Annotated in this window: 17 protein-coding genes; 9 read left to right on the forward strand and 8 right to left on the reverse strand. The window is 73.2% G+C overall.

Going from position 1 to position 21,223, the window contains the following annotated elements; translation table 11 throughout:
- Positions 1-604: 604 nt before the first annotated feature.
- From E0504_RS22060 to modA, 4 genes are all read right to left on the reverse strand, one after another.
- Positions 605-856 (reverse strand): hypothetical protein, encoded by a 252-nt coding sequence (locus E0504_RS22060; RefSeq protein ID WP_071067049.1) that lies wholly within the window; start codon positions 854-856, stop codon positions 605-607.
- Between the two features lie 450 nt (positions 857-1,306).
- On the reverse strand, positions 1,307-2,464 hold the full coding sequence (locus E0504_RS22065; RefSeq protein WP_131625793.1) for an ABC transporter ATP-binding protein: 1,158 nt from the start codon (positions 2,462-2,464) through the stop codon (positions 1,307-1,309).
- Positions 2,461-3,408, reverse strand: a complete 948-nt coding sequence (locus E0504_RS22070) for an ABC transporter permease (protein WP_112108982.1) — start codon at positions 3,406-3,408, stop codon at positions 2,461-2,463. The genes E0504_RS22065 and E0504_RS22070 overlap by 4 nt, the downstream gene beginning before the upstream one ends.
- The gene (gene modA, locus E0504_RS22075) at positions 3,405-4,229 is read right to left on the reverse strand and encodes a molybdate ABC transporter substrate-binding protein (RefSeq protein WP_131625794.1); all 825 of its coding nucleotides are present in this window, start codon (positions 4,227-4,229) and stop codon (positions 3,405-3,407) included. The genes E0504_RS22070 and modA overlap by 4 nt, the downstream gene beginning before the upstream one ends.
- 103 nt (positions 4,230-4,332) lie before the next feature.
- Between modA and E0504_RS22080 the strand changes: the two genes are divergently transcribed.
- Positions 4,333-4,923 carry a pyridoxamine 5'-phosphate oxidase family protein gene (locus E0504_RS22080; protein ID WP_071067051.1) on the forward strand — a complete coding sequence of 197 codons (591 nt, stop codon included), beginning with the start codon at positions 4,333-4,335 and terminating at the stop codon, positions 4,921-4,923.
- Positions 4,924-5,103: 180 nt separating this feature from the next.
- Here the strand turns inward: E0504_RS22080 and E0504_RS22085 are convergent, their stop codons facing one another.
- Genes E0504_RS22085 through E0504_RS22095 form a run of 3 tightly spaced genes read right to left on the reverse strand, consistent with a single transcriptional unit; the run spans position 5,104 to position 9,680 of the window.
- Positions 5,104-5,463, reverse strand: coding sequence for a DUF742 domain-containing protein (locus E0504_RS22085; protein WP_071067052.1), 360 nt, complete (start codon positions 5,461-5,463; stop codon positions 5,104-5,106).
- Between the two features lie 21 nt (positions 5,464-5,484).
- Positions 5,485-5,901, reverse strand: coding sequence for a roadblock/LC7 domain-containing protein (locus E0504_RS22090; RefSeq protein WP_071067053.1), 417 nt, complete (start codon positions 5,899-5,901; stop codon positions 5,485-5,487).
- The gene (locus E0504_RS22095; RefSeq protein ID WP_243657573.1) at positions 5,898-9,680 is read right to left on the reverse strand and encodes a nitrate- and nitrite sensing domain-containing protein; all 3,783 of its coding nucleotides are present in this window, start codon (positions 9,678-9,680) and stop codon (positions 5,898-5,900) included. The genes E0504_RS22090 and E0504_RS22095 overlap by 4 nt, the downstream gene beginning before the upstream one ends.
- Positions 9,681-10,089: 409 nt before the next feature.
- Between E0504_RS22095 and E0504_RS22100 the strand changes: the two genes are divergently transcribed.
- The 8 genes from E0504_RS22100 (at position 10,090) to E0504_RS22135 (ending at position 20,204) form a co-directional block, all read left to right on the forward strand.
- On the forward strand, positions 10,090-11,448 hold the full coding sequence (locus tag E0504_RS22100; protein ID WP_112107103.1) for an ABC transporter substrate-binding protein: 1,359 nt from the start codon (positions 10,090-10,092) through the stop codon (positions 11,446-11,448).
- A gap of 3 nt (positions 11,449-11,451) precedes the next feature.
- Positions 11,452-12,225: an ABC transporter ATP-binding protein gene (locus tag E0504_RS22105; RefSeq protein ID WP_131625795.1), complete on the forward strand. Its 774-nt coding sequence runs from the start codon at positions 11,452-11,454 to the stop codon at positions 12,223-12,225.
- The gene (locus E0504_RS22110; protein WP_112107102.1) at positions 12,222-13,085 is read left to right on the forward strand and encodes an ABC transporter permease; all 864 of its coding nucleotides are present in this window, start codon (positions 12,222-12,224) and stop codon (positions 13,083-13,085) included. Before E0504_RS22105 ends, E0504_RS22110 begins: the two co-directional genes overlap by 4 nt.
- A 264-nt stretch (positions 13,086-13,349) precedes the next feature.
- On the forward strand, positions 13,350-14,534 hold the full coding sequence (locus E0504_RS22115; RefSeq protein WP_112107101.1) for a hypothetical protein: 1,185 nt from the start codon (positions 13,350-13,352) through the stop codon (positions 14,532-14,534).
- Positions 14,531-15,952: an amidohydrolase family protein gene (locus tag E0504_RS22120; protein ID WP_071067059.1), complete on the forward strand. Its 1,422-nt coding sequence runs from the start codon at positions 14,531-14,533 to the stop codon at positions 15,950-15,952. Before E0504_RS22115 ends, E0504_RS22120 begins: the two co-directional genes overlap by 4 nt.
- Positions 15,953-16,017: 65 nt before the next feature.
- Complete coding sequence (locus tag E0504_RS22125) at positions 16,018-18,072, forward strand: EAL domain-containing protein (RefSeq protein WP_131625796.1); 2,055 nt, start codon at positions 16,018-16,020, stop codon at positions 18,070-18,072.
- An 84-nt stretch (positions 18,073-18,156) separates the two neighbouring features.
- Positions 18,157-19,389: a serine aminopeptidase domain-containing protein gene (locus E0504_RS22130; RefSeq protein WP_243657574.1), complete on the forward strand. Its 1,233-nt coding sequence runs from the start codon at positions 18,157-18,159 to the stop codon at positions 19,387-19,389.
- A 326-nt stretch (positions 19,390-19,715) separates the two neighbouring features.
- Entirely contained in the window at positions 19,716-20,204 is a 489-nt protein-coding gene (locus E0504_RS22135) for a hypothetical protein (RefSeq protein WP_071067062.1), read from the forward strand.
- On the opposite strand, the gene E0504_RS22140 is transcribed toward E0504_RS22135, so the two are convergent.
- Positions 20,150-20,788, reverse strand: a complete 639-nt coding sequence (locus E0504_RS22140) for a hypothetical protein (protein WP_112107098.1) — start codon at positions 20,786-20,788, stop codon at positions 20,150-20,152. The two genes, E0504_RS22135 and E0504_RS22140, sit on opposite strands and share 55 nt — an antisense overlap.
- Between the last annotated feature and the right edge of the window lie 435 nt (positions 20,789-21,223).

Consider the following 21,223-nt stretch of genomic DNA (forward strand, 5'->3'; position numbering starts at 1 on the left):
ACCAGTCAGCGAAATCGTCGTAGCGCTGTCTGAATCTGACAACCTGAGCAGAGACCGCCACGCCCCGCCACACAATTTGCCGGCGATCTTGAAGGTCGCACTGCCCTCGCCGAACAGCGTGACCGGATCCCTGCCAACCACCGAGAGCGGTCACACCTCGGAACGCGTTGACCATCGGGGTGGCGCTGTGTGTCAACTCTCCTGACGGGCGACCAGGTCAGATCCGATGACGCAGGACCAGCGACGGGCCACCACCACCGACGCGAGGCCAGATACGGCGACGCCTGAAAAGGAGCGACGCTCCGTCACGTTCTACGGCGGTGAGTCTGGGCGAGCTGCGGAGGACCCCGCACTGCCCCTGACCAGTACCACCACGGCCGGCGAACGTCCTCCGGCTCCAAGAGCCGGAGGACGTTCGGAGCCCCCTACGCGGGGTCTACGGAGGGGGCTCGGTGGCACGCCCCAGGGACCACGGGCAGCGTACTTCCGCCCTGTCGGGGATCTCGCTTACGCTGCCCGCGGTGCGTCAGCCGAGGACGATCCCGCGGGCGTGCCCCCGGCCCGGGGGGCTGTCGACGATCGTCGCGTAGCAACGGCCGCCCGATCAGCTGATGTAGACGGATTGGATGCTGTAGTCCCGGTTCATGGTGATGGTGGCTTCGTCGCCGTCGAGTTTGAGAACGCTGACAGTGACGTAGTCGGGGTCGAGGCTGACGCTCTGGACATGACCGCCGCCGGTGTAGTCCAGTGCCGCAACCTGGGCGTCGTTGATGATCCTTTCCGCGGTGGCGGCGTCCAGGCCGGTGCTGGCAGCGAACGCCGTGGGTGTTCCGACGCCAAGCACGCCGGCTGTCATGACGCAGACGAGGGCCTTCCTGACACACATCATTGCAATGAGGTACCCGACAGCCCGTGACACACACGGGGAGGCTCGGCGCACAGGACGTAATGCTGAAGGGCCGGGGTATGAAGTGTGATCACCCCCGGTGACTGGCAGGGTTCCAGTCGTTGCATGGCAGGGTGCGACCAGGGGCACCTCGCCGCGAGACGCAGCGGCCCCAGGCCCACCGAGCCATCGGACCCTGCCATCCGGCGCGACCGAAACCCCGTCGTTTACCGGGGCCGATCACAACCTGACCGAAAACTCGGCTCAGTTACTCGCCCTTTGGTTTCTTCCTCGCTGTTTCGGGGGCCGATCTCGGCCGAATCCGGTCCGAAAGGGCGAGAAGGAAATCAAAGGGCGAGCGGGCCGCCCGATGCGCGGAGCTTTTGTCTGATTGACGGGAATTGTGACTGTGGGCGGGGATCACATCGTGGCGCCGTTGCTGGGGTAGACGTCGAGAGCGTCCTCGTGCACCGTGAGCCAGACCGGTGTTCCGCGGACCAGCCGGAGCAGGCCCAGTCGCGCGGCCGGGATCTCGGCCCGCACGGCCGGGGTGCTGGCGACGAGCACCCGGACCTGGTCGCCGAGCGCCTCGACGGAGGCCACCGGCCCGGTCAGGACGTTCACCCGGGTCTCGGGCGGCGGCTCCTGCAGGTGGACGCCGACCTCGGCGGGCCGCAACGCGACCAGCACCGCTCCGGGCGGAGTGTTCGGGGCCACCCGGAGCGCCCCGTGCACCGGTGCGCCCGGCAGACCTCCGCCGCCCCCGGCACCGGCGGTGCGAGGGTCGCCGCCGGCTGTCGGGCCGAGGGTGACCGTGCCGTTCGCGGCGGTTCCCGGGTAGAGGTTCAGGCCGGCGAGGCGGGCCACGTACGGCGTGCGCGGGCGCGTGATCACCTCGGCCGGCTCGCCTCGTTGGACCACCCGGCCGCCCTCGAGGACGGCCACCTCGTCGGCCAGGGTCAGGGCGTCCACCGGGTCGTGGGTGACCATCACGACCGGGACGTCCAGGGTGGGGAGCAGGGCGCGGATCTCGGCGCGGACCTCGAGCCGGGTGCCGGCGTCCAGGGCGGAGAGGGGCTCGTCGAGCAGCAGCATCCCGGGCCCGGGGGCGAGGGCCCGGGCGAGTGCCACCCGTTGCGCCTGCCCGCCGGACAGCGCGGCGGGGCGCAGGTGCGCGAACTCGGCCAGGCCCAGGCGGGCCAGCCATTCCAGCGCCGCCGCGCGGGCCGGGCCGCGCCGGGTCCGGTGGCGGACCCGGGGCCCGAACGCCACGTTGTCGACCGCGCTGAGACGCGGGAAGAGCAGGTAGTCCTGGAAGACGTAGCCGGCGTCGCGCCGCTCCGGGGGGACGTACCGCCCGGATGCCGGCTCGTCGAGCACCGTCCCGTCCAGGATGATCTGCCCGTGGCGTAGCGGGACGAGGCCGGCCAGCGCGCGCAGCAGCGTGGTCTTGCCGGCGCCGTTGGGCCCGAGGACGGCGAGCGTGCGCCCGGGGGCGACGGTCAGCGCGGCGTCGAGGCGCAGGGTGCCCAGGTCGACGCCGATGCGGGCGTCCAGGCCCGTGGATTTCTCCGTCATGCGAGGCGCTGCGTTCGTCGGGCGTCCCACCAGTGGCCACGCAGGGCGACCAGGACGACGATGCTGACCACCAGCAGCACCAGAGACAGTGCCACGGCGGCGTCGGGGTCGGTCTCCATCGCCAGGTAGACCGAGAGGGGCATCGTCTGGGTGGTCTTCGGGAAGTTGCCGGCGAAGGTGATCGTCGCGCCGAACTCGCCCAGGGCCCGCGCCCAGCTCAGCACGGCACCGGCGGCGACCGCCGGCGCGACCATCGGCAGGGTCACCCGGAAGAAGGCCGTCGCCCGGCCGGCGCCGAGGGTGGCCGCCGCGTCCTCGAAGCGGCGGTCGGCGGCGCTCAGGGCGCCCTCGACCGACAGCACCAGGAACGGCAGCGCGACGAAGGTCTGCGCGATGATCACGGCGTTGGTCGTGAACGGGATCGTGACGCCGAACCAGTCGTCGAGGCGGTTGCCGACGAGGCCGCGCCGGCCCAGTACGAGCAGCAGCGAGACGCCGCCGACGACCGGCGGCAGCACCAGCGGGATGGTGACCAGCGCGCGCAGCAGGCCCCGCCCCGGGAAGGAGCCCCGCGCCAGCGCCCAGGCCAGCGGCACCCCGAACAGGACGCAGAGCACGGTCGTCACGGTGGCGGTGCGCACCGACAGCCACAGCGCGTGCCCGGTCGAGGGATCGCTCAGCAGATCGGGCAGCGCCTCCCAGGGAGCCCTGATGATCAGTGCGACGAGTGGCAGCAGGAGGAACACGGTGGCGAGCGCCGCCGGCACGGCGAGCGGCCAGGGAGCGCGGACGCGCACCTCGCGCCGCGCGCCCCGGCTGCCCCGCCGGCCCCGGCCGGCGCCGTCGCCGCGTCGGGGGAGCTCCGGTTCGACACCACCGGTCACCGCGGCGGGCACGGGTGGTGTCGAACCGGCCACCTGCCGTGCCGGACGGCCCAGAGTCACGCCGGCGGACCGAATCCCGCCTCGGTGAGCACCTTCACGCCCTCGGTGGACAGCAGCGAGTCGACGAACTGCTGCGCGGTCTCGGTCTCGTCGGAGTCGGTCAGCACCGCGATCGGGTAGCTGGTCGTCGCGTTGACGTTCGCCGGGATCTCCACGCCGACCACGTCGGCGCCGGCGGCGGCCACGTCGGTGCGGTACACCAGGCCGGCGTCCACCTCACCGAGGCGCACGGACGTCAGTACGGCCTTGACGTCCTGACCGTAGGTGACGGGGGTGACCTTCTCGCCCGCCTTGTCGAGGACCGTGGTGGCGGCGACGCCGCAGGGCACCTGTGCCTCGCACAGCGAGACCTTCACACCGGGCGTGTCGAGGTCGCCGATGTCGTCGATCCTGGCCGGGTTGTCCTTGGGTACCGCGATCTCGAGTGAGTTCGTCGCGAAGGTCGTCGGGTCCTTGGCGTGGCCCGCGTCCACGACCTCGGTCATGTTCTTCGGGCTCGCCGAGGCGAAGACGTCCGCCGGGGCACCCGAGTTGATCTGCTGCGCCAGCGCGGAGCTGGCCGCGAAGGAGAACTCGACCTTCGTCCCCGGGTGGGCGGCCTCGAACTGCTTGCCGAGCTCGGTGAACGTCTCGGTGAGCGACGCGGCGGCGAAGACCGTGATGGAGTGGGATTCCGGCGCGGCACCGGTGGTCGTGGCGGCCGGGGTCGCGGTGTCATCGTCGGACCCGCAGCCGGCGGCGACGAGCGCGAGGGCGGGCACGAGGACGAGGGGGACGGCGAGGCGCGAAACGCGGGTGGACCTGCGAGAGGCTCGGATCATCGGCACGGATGCACGATACAGCCGCAATCGCGGTTTCTGAGTGGTGTATGTGCCGCGTTTACGGATAGGTAACCGCTGTCGCGCCTGGTGAGAGGGTGTAGGGGTGTCCAACGACCTGCGCGGCCGGGGCGCCGCGTTCCTCGACTTCTGGCGTGAGCGGCATCTGTGCACCCTGACGACGGTGCGCCTGGACGGCACGCCGCACGTCATCGCTGTGGGCGTCACGCTGGACGCGCAGGCCGGTGTCGCCAGAGTGATCACATCCCGCCGGTCACGCAAGGTCAGGCTGCTGGCCGGGCGCGGCGGGCTGGACGCAGCCGGGCGGGTCGCGGTGGCGGACGCGGGCTCGCGGGTCGCGGCGGTTCCTCCCACGACTTCCGGCGCGGGCGAAAAGCCTTCTGTTGACGGAGAAATGCCCGGTCGGCCGCTGTGGAACTCCCTGGCCGACCGAGGTGTGGAGCCGGTTGGCGGTGCGTCCGTGGCGGCGTCGGGTCGGGTCGGTGTGCCGGTCGCGGTGTGTCAGGTCGACGGCGGGCGGTGGTCGACGCTTGAGGGGTTGGCGGTCGTCCGGGACGATCCCGCGTCGGTCGCCGAGGCGGAGCGCCGTTACGCCGAGCGGTACCGCACCCCTCGCGTGAACCCCGACCGGGTCGTGGTGGAGATCGAGGTGACCCGGGTCCTCGGCTCGGTGTGAGGCACGCGTGCCCGTGCCGAGTGTGGGTGGTCGCAGAACACGCGGGTTCTCGGGAAATTACCTGTCCGTCATGAGTCTGTAACACATGGGGTCGGGAACCGGCGCCGCGTGGCACGTCCCGGTCAGCACGTCCCGGTCAGCACGTCCCAGACGGCACCGACATCCCCGGGAGCCCAGGCGTCACAGGCGCCGCAGGCCGGTGAGCACCCGGCCGAGCAGCCCAACCTCCTGGGTCGCGTCGGTCGTGTCGAGCTGCGAGATCTCCACCAGACCCGCCGACTCGGCGTCCGTCACCAGCACCCGCACGACGCCGACCGGTAGCCGCAGCTCCGCCGCGATCTCGATCACGGACTGCGGGCGCAGGCACATCTCGACGATCGAACGTTCGTCGAGGAGCAGCTCCGGATGCCGGCGCCGCCCGTGCGCGGTCGTGCAGACCATCGCCTCGAGTGCGAGCAGGCGGCTGGCGTGAGCCCGCCCGCGGGTGGCTGTGTAGGGCCGGACGAGTTCGCCGGATGGATCTGACCAGTCGTCGGTCACCGGGTGCGAACTCCCGTCCCGCTAGAGGCCCGCGGGTGGTTCGTGGCGTCTGGCCGGGGTCAAGGCGTCGCGGGTGCGCTTGACCAGCACTGTCATCTCGTAGCCGACCAGTCCGATGTCGCAGGTGTTGCTCGCGAGGACGGCGAGGCACGATCCGTCGCCGACGGCCATCAACAGCATGGAGCCCTGGGCCATCTCCACGATCGTCTGTGTGACAGAGCCCCCGTCCACGAACTCGGCCGCCGCCAGGGTGAGGCTGAAAAGACCGGAGGCGATGGTGCCGAGCTGGCCGGCCTGCTCCCGTGGGAAACCGTCACAGACGGCGAGGAGATGCCCGTCGGACGACGCGACGATGGCGTTGGCGACGCCCGGTACCTGATCGACGAAATTGTTGATCAGCCAGTCCAGTGACGGGCTGTCGGGGATCGTCTCGGTCACTCGTCCTCCAGCCTATCGAGGGGTGAGCCGAACGGACGTTCGGCCCGGGTCGCGCCGGGGGGCACGACCGGAGGGGACGCGCCGGGCCCCCCGAGGCCGCGGGAGCCGGTGGTACGGGAATCGGTGGCATCGGTGGCATCGGTGTCGCGGGCGTGGTTCACACCTTCGTACAGCCGGGAGAGCCGGCCCCGGATCCACTCCGGCCGTACCTCGGGCGCGGGCTGCCCCCAGCCGGAGCGGTCCGGCGTGCCGCCCCGTACCGCCGGGCCCGGGATGTGCTCCGCTTCCGTGCCGCCGGACCGGGTGCCACCGGCCGCTGGGACGCGCATCGGCAGCCCCGCCCGGGTGGTTGGCAGCGCGGCGGGATCGACCCGCTCCGGCGGGCCCTGCAGCCGTGGGATCGGGCCCGTGGACGCGGCGCCGCCCGCGACCGTCCACCCGGCTCCGCTGCGCACCACGCGGTCGGTGGCACCCGGAACCACCGGGCGGACGGGCGGCGGGAGCGGCGCCGCGGCGGGCCGGGTGGGCAGTGCTCCGGCGGGCATGGACGTCGTCGGGTCGGCGGGGGTGGGCGGCGTGGGCGCGAAGCCGGCCGCGGGGGGCGCGGTCGGCATGGGCGCGAAGCCGGGCGTGGGTGATGTGGGCGGGGTGGACGCGAAGGCGGCCGCGGGGGGCACCGTGGGCGGGCCGGCCGGGGTGCCCGTGCCCGTCGCCGGCCGGTCGAACCAGGTGAACGGTGTCTCGGGCGCTTCGGACGGGAGCGGTTCGGGTGGGAGCGGTTCGGGCGGTAGCGGTGCCGCGGAACCGCCCACCAGATCCGGCACCAGCGGGTCCGGCACCAGCGGGTCCGGCGTGATCGAGCCGGATGCGGACGAGCCGGGCGAGGGTTCGCCAGGAACAGACGAGTCAGGCGGGGGCGGGCCGGCGGTGACCGGGTCCGGCGCGGCCCGTTCGCGCTCGCGGGCGCGGCCGGCCACGACCTCCTCGATCGGCGGCAGGTCCGACTCGCCCGCGGCGCCGGCGGATGCACCCGTCACCGCTGCGGCCGCGGCGGAGGCGGCGGCTGTGCCCGGGATGCCACCCTCGGCCTTGGACGCCGTCCCGCGGGGCTTGAACCACGGGACCACAGGCGGGTTCGGCACCACCGGGGGCAGCGGAGCCAGGCCATGCGACGCCGGCGTCCGGGTGGCCGGGAAGCGAGGCGCCGGCTGTGCCGGAACCTCCGGAACCTCCGGAACCTCCGGAACCTCCGGAGGCGCGGCTGGCGCGGTGGGCGGGAGCGGGGCCGCCGCCGCGGGCGGCTGGGTGAAGGGGGCGGCCGGCATCCCCGCAGGCCTGTCGGTGAGCCCGTTCAGCGCGAGGAGACGGTTGAACTCATCGGTCGTCCCGCCGCGTTCGCTTGAGTCGAAGGACGCCGTGCGGGGCCGCTGGGGGAGCGGGCCAGGTACGCCCGGGTGCACCTGGCCGGCGGCACCGGCACCGGCACCGTGGCCGTGGCCGTGGCCGTTCAGTGACGCTGGCGCGCTCGGGCCGTTCCCGTTCGGGGACAGCGCCAGCGGCTGTCCCCGAACGCCTGCCGCGAGCGCCGCGCCGCCGCGCGGTGCGCCGGTTTCCTCGCCGTGCCGGGGGACGGCCGCGCTCGCCAGCAGGTTCGCCGGCAGGCCGACCAGCGCCTGCACCCCACCGCCCGACGCCGCGTCGAGCCGGACGCTGATCTCGTGCCGCTCGGCGAGCCGGGCGACGACGAACAGGCCGAGCCGCTCGGCGATGGAGAAGTCGAACAGCGGCGGGTGGGCGAGCCGCTCGTTGGCGGCGGCGATCTCCGCCGGGGGCATCCCCAGGCCGCGGTCGGTGATCGAGACCACCATCCCGCCGTCGGGGGAGCGGCGCGCCACGACCTCCACCGGCCGATGCGGCGGCGAGAACTGCGCGGCGTTCTCCAGCAGCTCGGCGATGAGGTGCACGACGTGGTTCACCGCGCCGGCCGTGATGCGGGCGTCGACCACCTCGACGATCTGGATCCGCTGGTACTGCTCGATCTCGCCGACGGCGGCCTGGAGGACGGCGGCGATCGACACCGGGGTCGCGCGGCGCCGGCCGGGCCCGGTGCCGGCCAGGACGAGCAGGTTCTCGCTGTTGCGCCGCATCCGGGTGGCCAGGTGGTCGAGCCGGAACAGGTTCTCGAGCTGCGCGGGGTTCTCCTCGGCCCGTTCCAGCCGGTCGATGAGGGCGAGCTGGCGCTCGATGAGGCTCTGGCTGCGGCGGGACAGGCTCAGGAACAGCGTGTTGACGCTGCGCCGCAGAACGGCCTGCTCGGCGGCCAGCCGCACCGCCTCCCGCTGGAGGTCGTCGAACGTCCGGGCCACCTCGCCGATCTCGTCCTTCGACCGGATGCCGATGGAGTGGATCCTGGTGTCGACCTGGCCCGCGCCGGCGGTCTGCAGCTGCTCGATGATGCGCGGCAGCCGCTCGTGCGCGACGTCGTGCGCGCCGTCGCGCAGTGCCCGCAGCGGACGGGTCATCGTGGCGGCGATCGCCATGGTCAGCAGCACCGCGGCCAGCGTGATCGCGATGATGAAACCGCCGATGAGCGCCGTGCGCGCCCAGGCGTCCGCGCGCAGCTTGTCGGCCTCGTCGATGACGTTCTGCGACAGCCCCGACTCGACGGTGCGCAGCAGCTCGATGTGGGTGGTGCTGGCGGCGAACCACTGCTCCGGGTCGACGTCGAGGTCGAGCAGGTGCTGGCGGTTGATGGCTCGGTCGGAGATCCGTTCGACGGTGAGCACCGCCTGGCCGTTGACCACCCGGTCGTAGCGGGCGCGGTCGTCGGCGTCGGCGACGTCCCGGAACGCCGCGCGCGCGGCGTCGGTCTGCGCCAGCAGGCTCGAGAGCGCGTCGGCCTGCCCGGTGTCGAAGTGCCCGACCTGGGCGACGGCGTAGAGCTCGGCCCGGACCTGCGACTCGACCTCCTTCACCTCGGACAGGTCGCGCAGCACCGTCGTCGTGTAGCCGAGGTCGCCGTCGACCCGGTCCGGCCCGATCCGCCGGTCGACCTCCCGCAGGTCGGCGATGGTCGTGGAGTACTGGTTCAGCACCGCCCCGAGGGGCAGGCCCGCGCCGTCGGCCGCGGCGCGGGCGCGCGGCAGCTCGTCGAGGCTGCGCAGCGCGCGCTGCGCAGCCGGGCCGGCGGCCGGGCCGAAGTTGTCGGACGCCTTCGCCAGCGCGCCGCGCACGGTGGCGACGGCCGCGTCGACCGAGCGGTGCTGCGCCGCCAGCCGGTTGACCCACTGCTCGCCGTCCGGCCGGTTCTGCCGCCCGCCGGCGACGAAACCGGCGGCGAGGTCCCGTTCCATCTGGAGCTCGTGGACCGTTGCCGCGATGTCGCGGCCCAGGGTGGCCGCGTGCACACCGCGGCCGTAGCTCGCCGCGTCGGAGATCCAGGTGACGGCGCCGAGGATGGCGACGCTGAGGAACGCCGCGGCGGGGATCGCGATCGACAGCAGCAGCCGGCGACGCACCGGGAGGTCGGCGACCCGGCCGCCCAGATCCCGCCGGCCGGCCCGGGCGACCCGGGTCAGCCGGGTGGCGCGCCGGCGCCGCGCCGAGGGGCGGACGGTCCGCGGAGACCTGCCGGACCCGGCGCGATGAGGCGCCCGGGAGCGCCGGTCGGCCCGGGACCCGGGAGCCCCGGGGGTGCCCTGTGCTCCCTGCGTGCCCGGGGCCGCGGATGCCTCGGGGGCGGCCTGCCCAAGGCTGGAAAGCTCGGGTGCCTCGGTCATCGTGCTCCCCCGTCCGATGTGGTGGGCGGCGTCGGCCGGTGGCCCGACGGCCGCCGGCAGACCGCCGCCGCGTCGTGCCCTCTGCCGCGCAGCAATACCACGTCGCCCACCTCTCGGGGTCCGTGCGCCCTACTGGCTCCACGCACGTTCAACCATGCCGGCCGGGAAATCGTATTTCCCGGTGCAGTCGACACTATGCGAGGGGGGCGAGCCGGAAGGAACCTTCCTTTGTTGGGGCTTGATCCGCCTCCCGTTGTTCTTGTCGGGGGGTGAACTGGCTAGAGTGGCCTCGCATTGCGCGGATCCTTGTCGGCGCCGCGCCGTCGGTACTCTGACCGCTGTACCGCGTGGAGCGCTGTACCGCGTGTCTGAACGTGCGCCTGGAAGATGACGACGTGGGGGACGAGCCATGGCCATCGTGTCGCGGTCGCGCGTCCTAAGCGTTGCGATCGCAGCGGTTCTGCTGCTGGCGACCGGCTGCTCCGGGGATTCGAATTCCAACGGTACCGGGGTTTCCGGCATCGTCAAGATCGGCCTGTTGGCTCCGCTCGGCGGAGCGAACGCGGAAGCCGGCCGGGACGCTCAGCGCGGCGCGGATCTCGCCGCCTCGGTCGTCAATGCCGGCGCGGACGCCGATCTCGCCTCGACGGGCATCTGGGGCGCCGGCCGCGCCGCCTTGCTGTCCATCGTGACAATGGACACAGAAAGTGATCGGCAGCGTGCGGTTGATGCTACAGACCGCCTGGTCGCCGAAGAGCGTGTCGCCGGCATGGTCGGCGCGTTCGACGCCGAGGCGACGCTGGATGCCAGCCAACGCGCCGAACGCCTCGGAACACCATTCGTAAGCGGTGACGTTCCGTTGAGTGCGCTAACAGAACGTGGGCTGAGCTGGTTCTTCCGTTCCGGTCCGGACGTGCGGAGCTTCGGTGGCGCGTTCCTTTCCCTGCTGCGTGGCGCGGAACGGGACGGCGTCGCCCGTCGGCGGGTGGCCGTTCTTTACGGCGACCGGCCGGAAGGCCACGACCTGCAGGCCATGCTCCAGGAACTGGCCGAGGAGACCGACGTCCAGCTGGTCGCGCAGGAGCGCTACGCGCTGGGCGACGGGGACCTCACCGACGAGGTGGGCAGGATCCGCGCCGCCGCGCCCGACATGGTGCTCTTCGGGGCGCTGCCCGGTGCCGGCCGTGTGCTCGGCGACGCGCTGGGCGGCCTCGGCTACGCCCCGCCCGGGATCGTCGTATACGGGGCCGCGGCGGAGGCGGTGCCGCTGGCCTCGATGCCCGGTCTCGACGGGCGGGTGAGTCGGCAGGTCGGGTGGTCGTCGCTGGTCGCGCAGGCGAACCCGCTGGCGACCCAGGTGTCGAAGCGCTACCAGAGCGCCTACGGCGGGCCGATGACAGAGGCCGCCGCGGCCGCGTACACGGCGGTCATGGTGCTGGCCCGGGCGATCGGCGCCGCGGGCGGTCTCGAGCCGGAGCGGATCAGGTCGGCGCTGGTGGCGACGAACGTGCCCGGCGCGGAGACGGTCATGCCCTGGGAGGGCGTCCGCTTCGACGTGACGCACCAGAACACGCTGGCCGCGACGGTGGTCGAGCAGGCCACCGGCAGCCGGTTCGCCGTGGTCTACCCGCGGGAGCTCGCCACGGCCGCCTTCGCCTGGCCGGCGACGGACCCCGGCGGCCGACCCGCCGGCGCGGGCGCGACCACCGGCTCCAGCGGGGGCGCGGGAACCGGCTCGGGCCGCGCCGACGCCCGCAGCGAGGGATGAGTGGTGTCCACACCGAGCGAACCATCCCCCACCGGCCCCGCGCCGCTGCTGACGCTCACGGCGGCCGGCAAGCGCTTCCCGGACGGGACGACCGCCCTGACCGGCGTCGACCTGGCCGTGAGCCGCGGTGACTTCGTCAGCCTGGTCGGCCCCTCGGGCTGCGGGAAGAGCACGGTGCTGCGGCTGGCCTCCGGCCTCACCGAGGCCACGGTCGGCGCGGTCGACCGGGGGACGGACCGGATCAGCTACGTCTTCCAGGACCCGACGCTGCTGCCCTGGCGCAGCGTGCGGCGCAACGTCGAGATGCTGGCCGAGGTGACCGGCGTCCCCCGGGACGCCTATCGGCCCACCGCGGCCGAGCTCATCGAGCTGGTGGGTCTCGCCGGGTTCGAGCGGCACCGGCCGAGGTCGTTGTCCGGCGGCATGCGGATGCGGGTCTCGCTGGCCCGCTCACTGGTGCTCGCCCCGGAGCTGCTGCTGCTCGACGAGCCGTTCGGCGCCCTCGACGAGCTCTCCCGCGAGCGGCTCAACGACGAGCTGCTCCGGTTGTTCGGCCTGGGCCGCTTCGGGGCGGCTGTCTTCGTGACGCACTCGGTCGCCGAGGCGGTGTTCCTGTCGACGAAGGTGATCGTGATGTCTCCCCGACCGGGCCGGATCGTCGCCGAGCTGGACGTCCCGTTCCCCTACCCGCGGCCGGCGGACATCCGCTTCACCGACGAGTTCACCCGGCTGACGGCCCGCGTCTCGCGGCTGCTGCGCGCGGCGGAGCCGGCATGACCGCGGACACCACCGCCCCCGAGGACACCACCGCCCCCGCGGCGATCGCCGGCCCCGGACGGGCCGGGCGCCGCCCGTTCTGGCGGTCGGTGGACGTCCTCGGCCCCGTGGCGATGTTCGGGCTCATGATCGGTGTCTGGTACCTGGTGAGCCTGGTGCTGCTCGACCCGAAGCGCCGGTTCCTGCTGCCCCCGCCGCACGCCGTCGTGGACGTCGCCTTCCTCGACCGGTACAACCTCGAACAGCTGCTGCGTGCGTTGTGGCTGTCCACCTCGGTCGCGCTGACCGGCCTGGGGATCTCCATCGTCCTCGGCATGGCGCTGGCCGTCCTCATGAGCCAGGCGCGCTGGATCGAGCGTTCGGTGTATCCGTACGCCGTGGTCCTGCAGACGATTCCGACGCTCGCGATGGTGCCGCTCATCGGTTTCTGGTTCCACTACGGCTTTGTCAGCCGAGTGATCGTCTGCGTGCTGATCGCCCTCTTCCCGATCATCAGCAGCACGCTGTTCGGGTTGCAGTCCGTCGATCGCGGCATGCTGGACCTCTTCGCGTTGCACCGTGTTCCGAGGTGGGTGCTGCTGGTGAAGCTGCGGCTTCCCGCGGCGCTGCCGGCGACCTTCTCGGGTTTCCAGGTGTCGGCCGGCCTGGCCGTGGTCGGTGCCGTGGTCGGCGACTTCTTCTTCAAACAGGGTGACCCAGGGATCGGTGTACTGATAGATCTGTACCGGGCTCGGCTGATGACGGAGCAGCTTCTCGGCGCGGTCATTCTCGCGTCGCTGCTCGGGGTGGCCGTCTTCGTCTTCTTCGGCTACCTGTCGCGGCTTGTCACCGGGGCCTGGTACGGCTCCGAAATCCCCTGAGACGCAGCCGGTACACCGTGTGCGCGAGACCCCACGTGTGCGTGCTCCGGCGCGGGCGGACCGGCCCCGGATTCGTCCGGCCCGCCCCTGGATTCGGGCGGCCCGCGCCCGGATTCGGCCGAACCGCCCTGGTCGGTCGGACAACAGAGGTCGGCCGGACAACCGCGGTCAGTCGGCCTCGCCCCGCCGGATCCGGTCCGTCTCCCACTGTGCCGGCGCCCTCCTGGACCCCGTGAAACGCACACTTCCCTGAAAGGCGAGAACATGAGACGAACAAAACTGGGCGTGGTGGCCCTGGGCGCGACGGCGGCACTGGCACTGGCGGCCTGCTCCGGGGACTCGACGACGGGCGAGAGTAGTTCCGGCGGTGAGCGGGCGCCGGCGGCCGAGGCGGGTGGTGCCCTCGACCTCGCCGGGGTCTGCCCGGAGAACGTGGTGATCCAGACCGACTGGTTCGCCGAGTCCGAGTACGGCTTCCTCTACGAGCTGATCGGCCCGGACGCCAAGATCGACACCAGTGGCAAGCGCATCTCCGGCTCGTTGGTCGCCCAGGGCAAGGACACCGGTGTCAACGTCGAGGTGCGCTTCGGCGGGCCGGCCATCGGCTTCGAGCAGGTCAGCTCCCAGCTCTACCTCGACCCGGAGATCGACCTGGGCCTGGTCTCCTCGGACGAGGCGATCCAGAACTCCAAGGGCCAGCCGACCACGGCCGTCTTCGCCCCGTTCGAGGTCAGCCCCATCATGATCATGTGGGACAAGGCGAAGAGCCCGAACTTCCACACCCTGGTCGACATCGGCCAGACCGACACGAAGGTCCTGTACTACGAGACCGACACCTACATGCAGTACCTGCTCGGAGCGGGCATCCTGCGGGCCTCCCAGGTCGACGGCAGTTACGACGGCGGCCCGTCGCGCTGGGTGACCGAGGACGGCGCCGTCGCGCAGGGCGGGTTCGCCACCTCCGAGCCCTACATCTACAAGAACGAGCTGGATGACGGGCGCAGCTACGACGTCGACCTCCAGCTGATCAACGACACCGGGTACCCGGTGTACGGGCAGGCCCTGTCGATCCGCACCGGGGACAAGGAGACCCTCGCTCCCTGCCTGAAGAAGCTGATCCCGATCGTTCAGCAGTCGCAGGTCGACTTCGTGAGCGACCCGGCCGAGACCAACGCGCTCATCATCAAGGCCGTGCAGGCCGACGACGTCTCGGTGTGGAACTACTCGCCGGGCCTGGCCGAGTTCGCCGTCACCACGATGAAGGAGCGTGGCCTGGTCGCCAACGGGCCGAACGCGGCCGTCGGCGACATGGAGGAGGACCGGCTGACCCGGATGATCGAGATCCTCGAGCCGATCTTCACCGGCCAGCGCAAGGAGCTCAAGGCCGGCCTGGCGCCCGGTGACCTGTTCACGAACGAGTTCATCGACACCTCGATCGGCCTCAAGTGACCCCACCACCGGCGGGTCCCGCTCCGCTGCCCGCCGACTTCGTCGTGCGGGCCCGGCACGTCCTGACCATGGGGCCCCGCGGCCACCTGCGGGACGCCGCGGTCGCCGTCGTCGGCGGGCGGATCGCCGCCGTCGACACCACGGCGGACGTCCGGGCGCGGTTCGCGGACCTGCCGGTGGTCGGGGACGGCGGCGGGATCCTGATCCCGGGGCTGGTCAGTGCGCACGGCCACTTCTCCGAAGGGCTCGTCACCGGCATCGGTGAGACGCACACGCTGTGGGAGTGGTTCGTCCGCGTCGTCGAGCCCATCGAGGGGCACCTCACCCGGGACATGGCCTACGTCGGGACGCTGCTCAAGGCGGCCGAGCTGGCCTGTTCCGGGGTGACGACGGTCGCCGACATGTTCTGCTCGGCGGCCGGGACCACCCCGGTCACCCCCGGGGTGGTCGACGCCCTCGACGCCGTCGGCCTGCGCGGCGATGTGTCGTTCGGCCCGGCGGACTCGGCGAACCCCCGGCCGGTCGCGGCCGTCCTCGCCGAGCACGCCGCGCTCGCCGACGCGGCCCGCAACTCGCGCCGCACCACCTTCCGGGTGGGCCTGGCGACCGTGCCGTCGAGCAGCGACGAACTGCTCGACGAGACGGCCCGGCTGGTCGCGGAGACCGGCCGGCTGCACGTCCACCTGCACGAGATCCGCGAGGAGGTGACCGCGTCGCGGACGACGCGTGGCACCGGGTCGATCGAGTTCGCCGCGCGGCGCGGGCTGCTCGACGCGCAGGTCGTGGCCGCGCACTGCGTGTGGCTCGACGACACCGACGTAGAACTGCTGCGCCGGCACCGGGTCGCGGTCGCGCACTGCCCCGTCTCGAACATGATCCTCGCCAGCGGGGTGTGCCAGGTCCCGCGGCTGCTGCGCGACGGGCTCACCGTCGCGCTCGGCGTGGACGGCGCGGCGAGCAACGACAGCCAGAACATGCTGGAGACGATGAAAATCGCCGCCCTGCTGCAGAAGGTGCACCACCTGCAGGCGACGGCCCTGACGGCGCCGACGGTGCTGCGGATGGCGACCATCGAGGGTGCGCGGGCGCTCGGGCTCGCCGACGAGGTCGGCTCCCTGGAGGTCGGCAAGGCCGCCGACCTGGTCTACCTCGCCGAGGCGAGCCCGTCGCTGGCACTCGTGCACGACCCCTACCAGGCGGTCGTCTACTGTGCCTCCCCGCGGGACGTCACCGGGGTGTGGGTGGCCGGTGAGCGGGTCGTCGTCGACGGGCGGCTGGCCACCGTCGATCTCGGGCCGGTCCTGCCGTGGGCGCGTGAGCTGGCCGTCGAGCTCGCCAGCCGGGCCGGGCTGGACTCCGAGCTGCGCTCCGCCGCGGCCGGCCCGCCAGTGGAAGTAGTGCCCGGCGCGGCGCGGTGAACGACGGTTGGGGTCCTTTCGGACATTAGACTGCGCACTCCGGGCGGCGCGGTGCGGGAGGTGCGGTGATCGCTGGGGTTGCGGGGCTGGCCGCGGCGGCTTCCTCTGTGGGCATGCTGATCGTCACTGCGGACGGCCGGGTGGCGTGGGTCAACGACGCCCTCGTCGACCTCGTCACCGGGACGCGGAACCCCGACTCGCCGTTCGAGGCGCGGCTCGCGGTCGCCGAGGCCGGCCTGCCGCTGACCGGGCTGCATCCGGCGGCCCCGCCCGCCGTCCTCGACTGGGCCGGCACCGACGGCGAGCCGCGCCGGCTGCGCATCAGCTGCCGCGACATGAGCGCCGGGCAGCCCTCGGAGCTGCTGCTCTTCGAGATCGTCGACCTCACCGGCGAGGCCGCCGACGCCGCGCGGGCCGCCGAGGTCGCCGCCACCGAGGCCGCCCTGGCCGCCCTGGCGGCCGGCCAGCGCCCGGCGCCCGCCGACTCCGGCCTCGCGGCGGAGGATCTCCCACCCGCCGGGTCCTCCGGCCCGGCCGCCGGCGGCCGGGACACCACCGCGGCGGGCGGTCTCGATCCCGAGGACGCCGCCTGGCTCGACGCCGCGGCGGCGATCGTGCTGGCCGCGGGCACCGAGGCGCCGTCCCCGGCCCAGCCCGGCGGCGGCCCCGAAGCGGCGGACGCCGGGTACGCCCTCGACCACCCGGACAACGCCCTCGACCACGTCACCGACCACGGCGTCGACCACGCGGCCGGCGGCGCACTCCCGGCCGCCCCCGCCGTCGACCCGCTCACCGGGTTCGCCACCCGGTACGCCATGGCCGAGGAGCTGGACGGCCGTATCGCGGCCGCGGCCGCGGCAACCGCCGCCGCCGCCGGCACGGCGGTCGAGGCGGAGACCTCGGGCCCGGCGGGCCCACCGGGCTGCCTGCTGCTGCTCGACGTCGACCACCTCGCCGACGTCAACGACCTGCAGGGCCACACCGCGGGCGACGCCGTCCTGCGCGGGCTCGCCCACAGCCTGCGCGCCGAGCTGCCCGAGGCGATGCTCGGCCGGCTCGGCGGGGATGAGTTCGCCGTCCTCCTGCCCACCGGTGGCGGCGGCGAGGGGCTGGCCGTCGCCGAGCGGCTGTGTGCCGCGCTCGCCACCAGGCCCGTCGCGCCCGGCGAGCTCCCGGCCCGGGCCACGGTCAGCATCGGCGTCGTCCCGCTGGACCTGGCGGCCGGCAGCGAGGCCGCGTTCGCCTGGGCGGATCTCGCGCTGCGGGAGGCGAAGCGGGCCGGGCGCAACCGGGCCCGGCTGTTCACCCGGGAGCAGTACGACGAGGCCGCGCTGCGGGTGACGGTGACCAGCCGGGTCGCCGCCGCGCTCGACAGCGGGCAGATGTCGCTGGACGTGCTGCCCCTCGTCGATCTCGCCAGCCGCGAGGTGGTCGGCTTCGAGCTGCTCTCCCGGCTGCGGGACGGCGTGTGGCCCGAGCTCGGGCCGCGGGGCTTCCTCGCGGCGGCCGAGCACACCGACCTGGGCCTGCACCTCGACCGGTGGGTCGTCCTCCGGGCGGTCAACGCCCTGGTCAGCGGCGTGCCGGGCCGGCTGTACGTCAACCTGGCCGCGCGGTCCCTGCACGACCCCGCCTTCGGTGACTTCGTGCTCTCCACCCTGCGGGACGGCCGCGTCGACCCCTCCCGGCTGGGCCTGGAGATCTCCGAGAGCGCGGCGGTGGCCAGTCCGGACGCGGCCCGGCGGCTCGCCGAGCAGCTCGGCGCCGCTGGCTGCCCCGTCCTGCTGGACGACTTCGGGATGCAGACGGGCGCGGTCGTCGCGCTGCGCAACCTCCCGCTGTGGGCCGTGAAGATCGACGCGAACGTCGTCCGCAACGCCGACGCGAACCCGCGCGACCGCTCCCTGGTGGAGGCGGTCGTCCAGATCGCGCGGACGGCCGGCATGCTGGTCATCGCCGAGGGGGTGGACCGCGCGTCGCTGCCGCAGGTGCTGCTCGACCTTGGTGTGGGCCTGGCGCAGGGCTATCACGTCGGCCGCCCGCGCCGCCTCACCGAGCTGCTCGGCGGCCCGGACGGCGACGACGTCACGACGGTGATGAGCCTCGGCAACCGGCGGTGACGGCTGTCCTCTGAGCGGCCGCACGCCGGGCAGACGGGGCGATGCGGCTTAGAAGGGCCGCGCCGCGCACCAGGTGCTGTCACTGTGCGTAGTGTCAGCCGCATGGTGGGGAGCGCCGGAAGCGGCGCGGTCGTGCCGCGTGCCCTGCTGGTGGCCGCCCTGCTTCTGGGGCTGTTCCTCTGCCTGTCCGGCCCGCCGTCCGCCGGCCCGGCCCGGGCAGGCGTGGTCCTGGCCGGCGGGTCCACCGGCGTGGCACCGCCCGCGGCGCCCGATGAGCCGGGCCCGTTCACCGCCGGCTACCAGACCCTGACCGTCTCGGATCCGGGGCGCCCGGGCCGGCTGCTGACCACCTCGGTCTGGTACCCGGGCGCTCCAGCGCGCCTCGGCCCGGTGGCGCTGCCCCCGGCCGCGCAGTACCCGGCCGCGCAGTACCCGATGGCGCGGTACCCGGTGGCGCCGGGCGTGGACGTGTCGTCGGCGCTGGCCCACGAGGAGATACCGGTGGCGCCGGGCCGCTTCCCACTCGTGGTCGTATCGCACGGCAGCGCCGGCAGCCGGGTGCAGCTCGCCTACCTGGCCGAGGCATTGGCGACGCACGGCTTCGTCGTGGCCGCGCCGGACCATCCCGGCGACACCATGATCGAGGCGGCCGAGGGCCGGCAGGCCCCGCTCGTCGAGCTCGCCAGCGACCGGCTGCTCGACGTCTCGGCGGTGATCAGCGCGTTCACGAAGCCGGACTGCCCGCTGTCGCGGATGGTGCGCGCGGACGAGGTCGGCGTCGTCGGGTTCTCCTTCGGCGGGCTGACCTCGGCGGTCTCGACCGTGGGCTTCCTGCGGGCGCCGGCCGACCCGCGGGTGCGGGCCGTGGTCGGGATCGCGCCGGCCACCGAGGTCGTACCGGAGCGGGAACTCGACCGGGTGCGCGTCCCGGTGCTGCTCGTCGGCGGCAGCGACGACCTGGCGGCGCCGGTGGAGCGCAACGCCGGGCGCACCTTCGACGGGCTCCACGGCGCGCACCCGCGCTACCTGGTCACGGTGGCGGGCGGGATGCACAACTCGTTCACCGAGATCTGCGCCCAGGCCGCGGCGGTGCGCGACCGCCCGGTGCCCGAGGGTGTGCGGGTGCGGCTGGAGGTGACGGCGGAGGTGACCTGCCGGCCGCCGGCTGTCGACATCGACCGCGCCCACCGCCTGACGACCTACTACACGGTGGCGTTCCTGGAGCGCCGGCTGCTCGGGGCCACCACCCACGACTCGTTCCTCACCCCGGCCGCCGCCCGCCGGTTTCCCGAGGCGCTGTTCCACGCCGCCGGCTGAGCGCCCGCGGGCTCCGCGGGCCTTCGGGGTCCGTACCTTCGGAGCCCGCCAGGGCCCACGGCGTCCGCGGAGCTTGGGGAGCCCATGGTGTGCCAGGGCTGTCAGGGTGGACACTGCTGTGGTCTGATCAGGTGGGCGTGCGCGTGTGACCTGCGGCGACGCCCTGCACGTGCGGGCACGCCGCGGCCCGGCGCGGCGAAACGGGTGACCGCCGCCGACACCGGCGGCTACGGTGGCCCGACCAGCCGGTGGCCGGGTGGCCGCCGGTGGGGTGTAGGGCAACGCTCAGGGGCACGGCGATGTGACCCGCGAGGAGGTCGGCCAGTATGTCCGCTCGCCAGGTACGGCGGTTTCATCTCGAGCGTGATGTCGACGTGTCCGGAGTGTCCGGCACGGGTTCGGTCGCCTTCGGGGCGCAGGCTCCCGATGGCACCTGCGTCCTGTGGTGGAACTCCGAGCACGGGTCGGTCGCGATCTATCCGTCGATGGAGACGCTGCTCGCCATCCACGGCCACGCCGGGATGACGAGAGCGGTCTACATCGACTCCCCGCCCGCGAGCCCGCACGGCGCCGGTGCGCAGCCGGCGCCCCGGGCGGCCCGCACCGGCGGCTGGCGGTCGGTGGCGGCACGGGGCGGCCGTGGCGGGCGCGCCGCCCGCACAGGAAACGGGCGGCCGGCCCGGCCGTCGTGGAGCGTCACCACGGGATCCGTCGCCGCGCGGATGGTCGCCCGGGGCGGCGCGGCGCGCGCCCTGTCCGTTCAGGTGAGCGGTCGGAAGCACGGCACGGTCGGCCCGTCCGGGTCGATCGTGTAGAGCGCGAGGGTGCCCGCCATGTCCTGCGGGTCCACGCCGATGATGTTCATGTCGTCGACGACACCCGCCATCACGCCGAGTGCGTGGCGCAGCAGCACGGGCGCCAGCCCGCGCGGGTTGTCGACGCGTGAGTGGAACTCGACGGCGGTGTCACGGTCCGCGGTCAGGGCGGCCAGGGTGCCGAGCCTGATCCGGTCGGTGAGGATCTCCCAGACCCGTTCCGACTCCGGCGCCTCCGGGCTGCGCCACACCGTCCGGTAGGACATCGCGGAGATCACCGCGGACGGGGACTGCCCGGTGCGCAGGTGGATCGTGACCGTCCACATGGCGAGCAGCCAGCACAACGCCCCCATCGTTCGGTGTGGATCGTCATCGGCCCGTTCGGCCAGGTGTTGTTCGGCGGCATACCGGGTGTGTGGCGACAGCCACGCCACGACAAGGCGTTCGACGTCGACCACGTCAATCATGGGGAGCTCGTTGGGATGGGGACGGGCAAGTGCTGCAGCCCGCCGTGAACTTGTGTCGACCAGGGCCAACGCCCCCGCATCCGGGAGAGTCTGCCAGGCGAGTCCCGACAGCGGCATGGCGCACACCGTAACGTGGCGTGCGCCATTCCACCACCAGCGTTGGTGAAAGGTTGGGGTCGTTCGTGTTTCCGACCCCACCCTTCTGTGCCAGCCGAGCCGTTTTTCGTGCCGGCAAAGCCGATTCTGTTCCCGGCTGGTCGCCCTCGGTTCCGCCTGTGCGACGTCGTGTGCCCACCGGCGTGCCCTGCGTGGTGACGCGAGGGCACGCCGGGCCCACCGAGGTGCTTGTCCGTTGGTGCCTGTCCGTCGGTCTCTGTCCGCCGGTGCCTATTCGCCGAGCAGGTCGATGACGGTGCTGGGTGGCTGGCTGGGTGTGGTGGCGATGTGGGTGCGCCAGTGGGCTTCGGCGGCGTCGGTGTCGTGGCGGGCGATGAGGTCGAGGAGGTGGGTGTGGTCGTGGTGGTTGTGGGGGGTGGGGTGGGGGAGGGGGGT

The organism is Parafrankia sp. BMG5.11 (assembly GCF_004337455.1).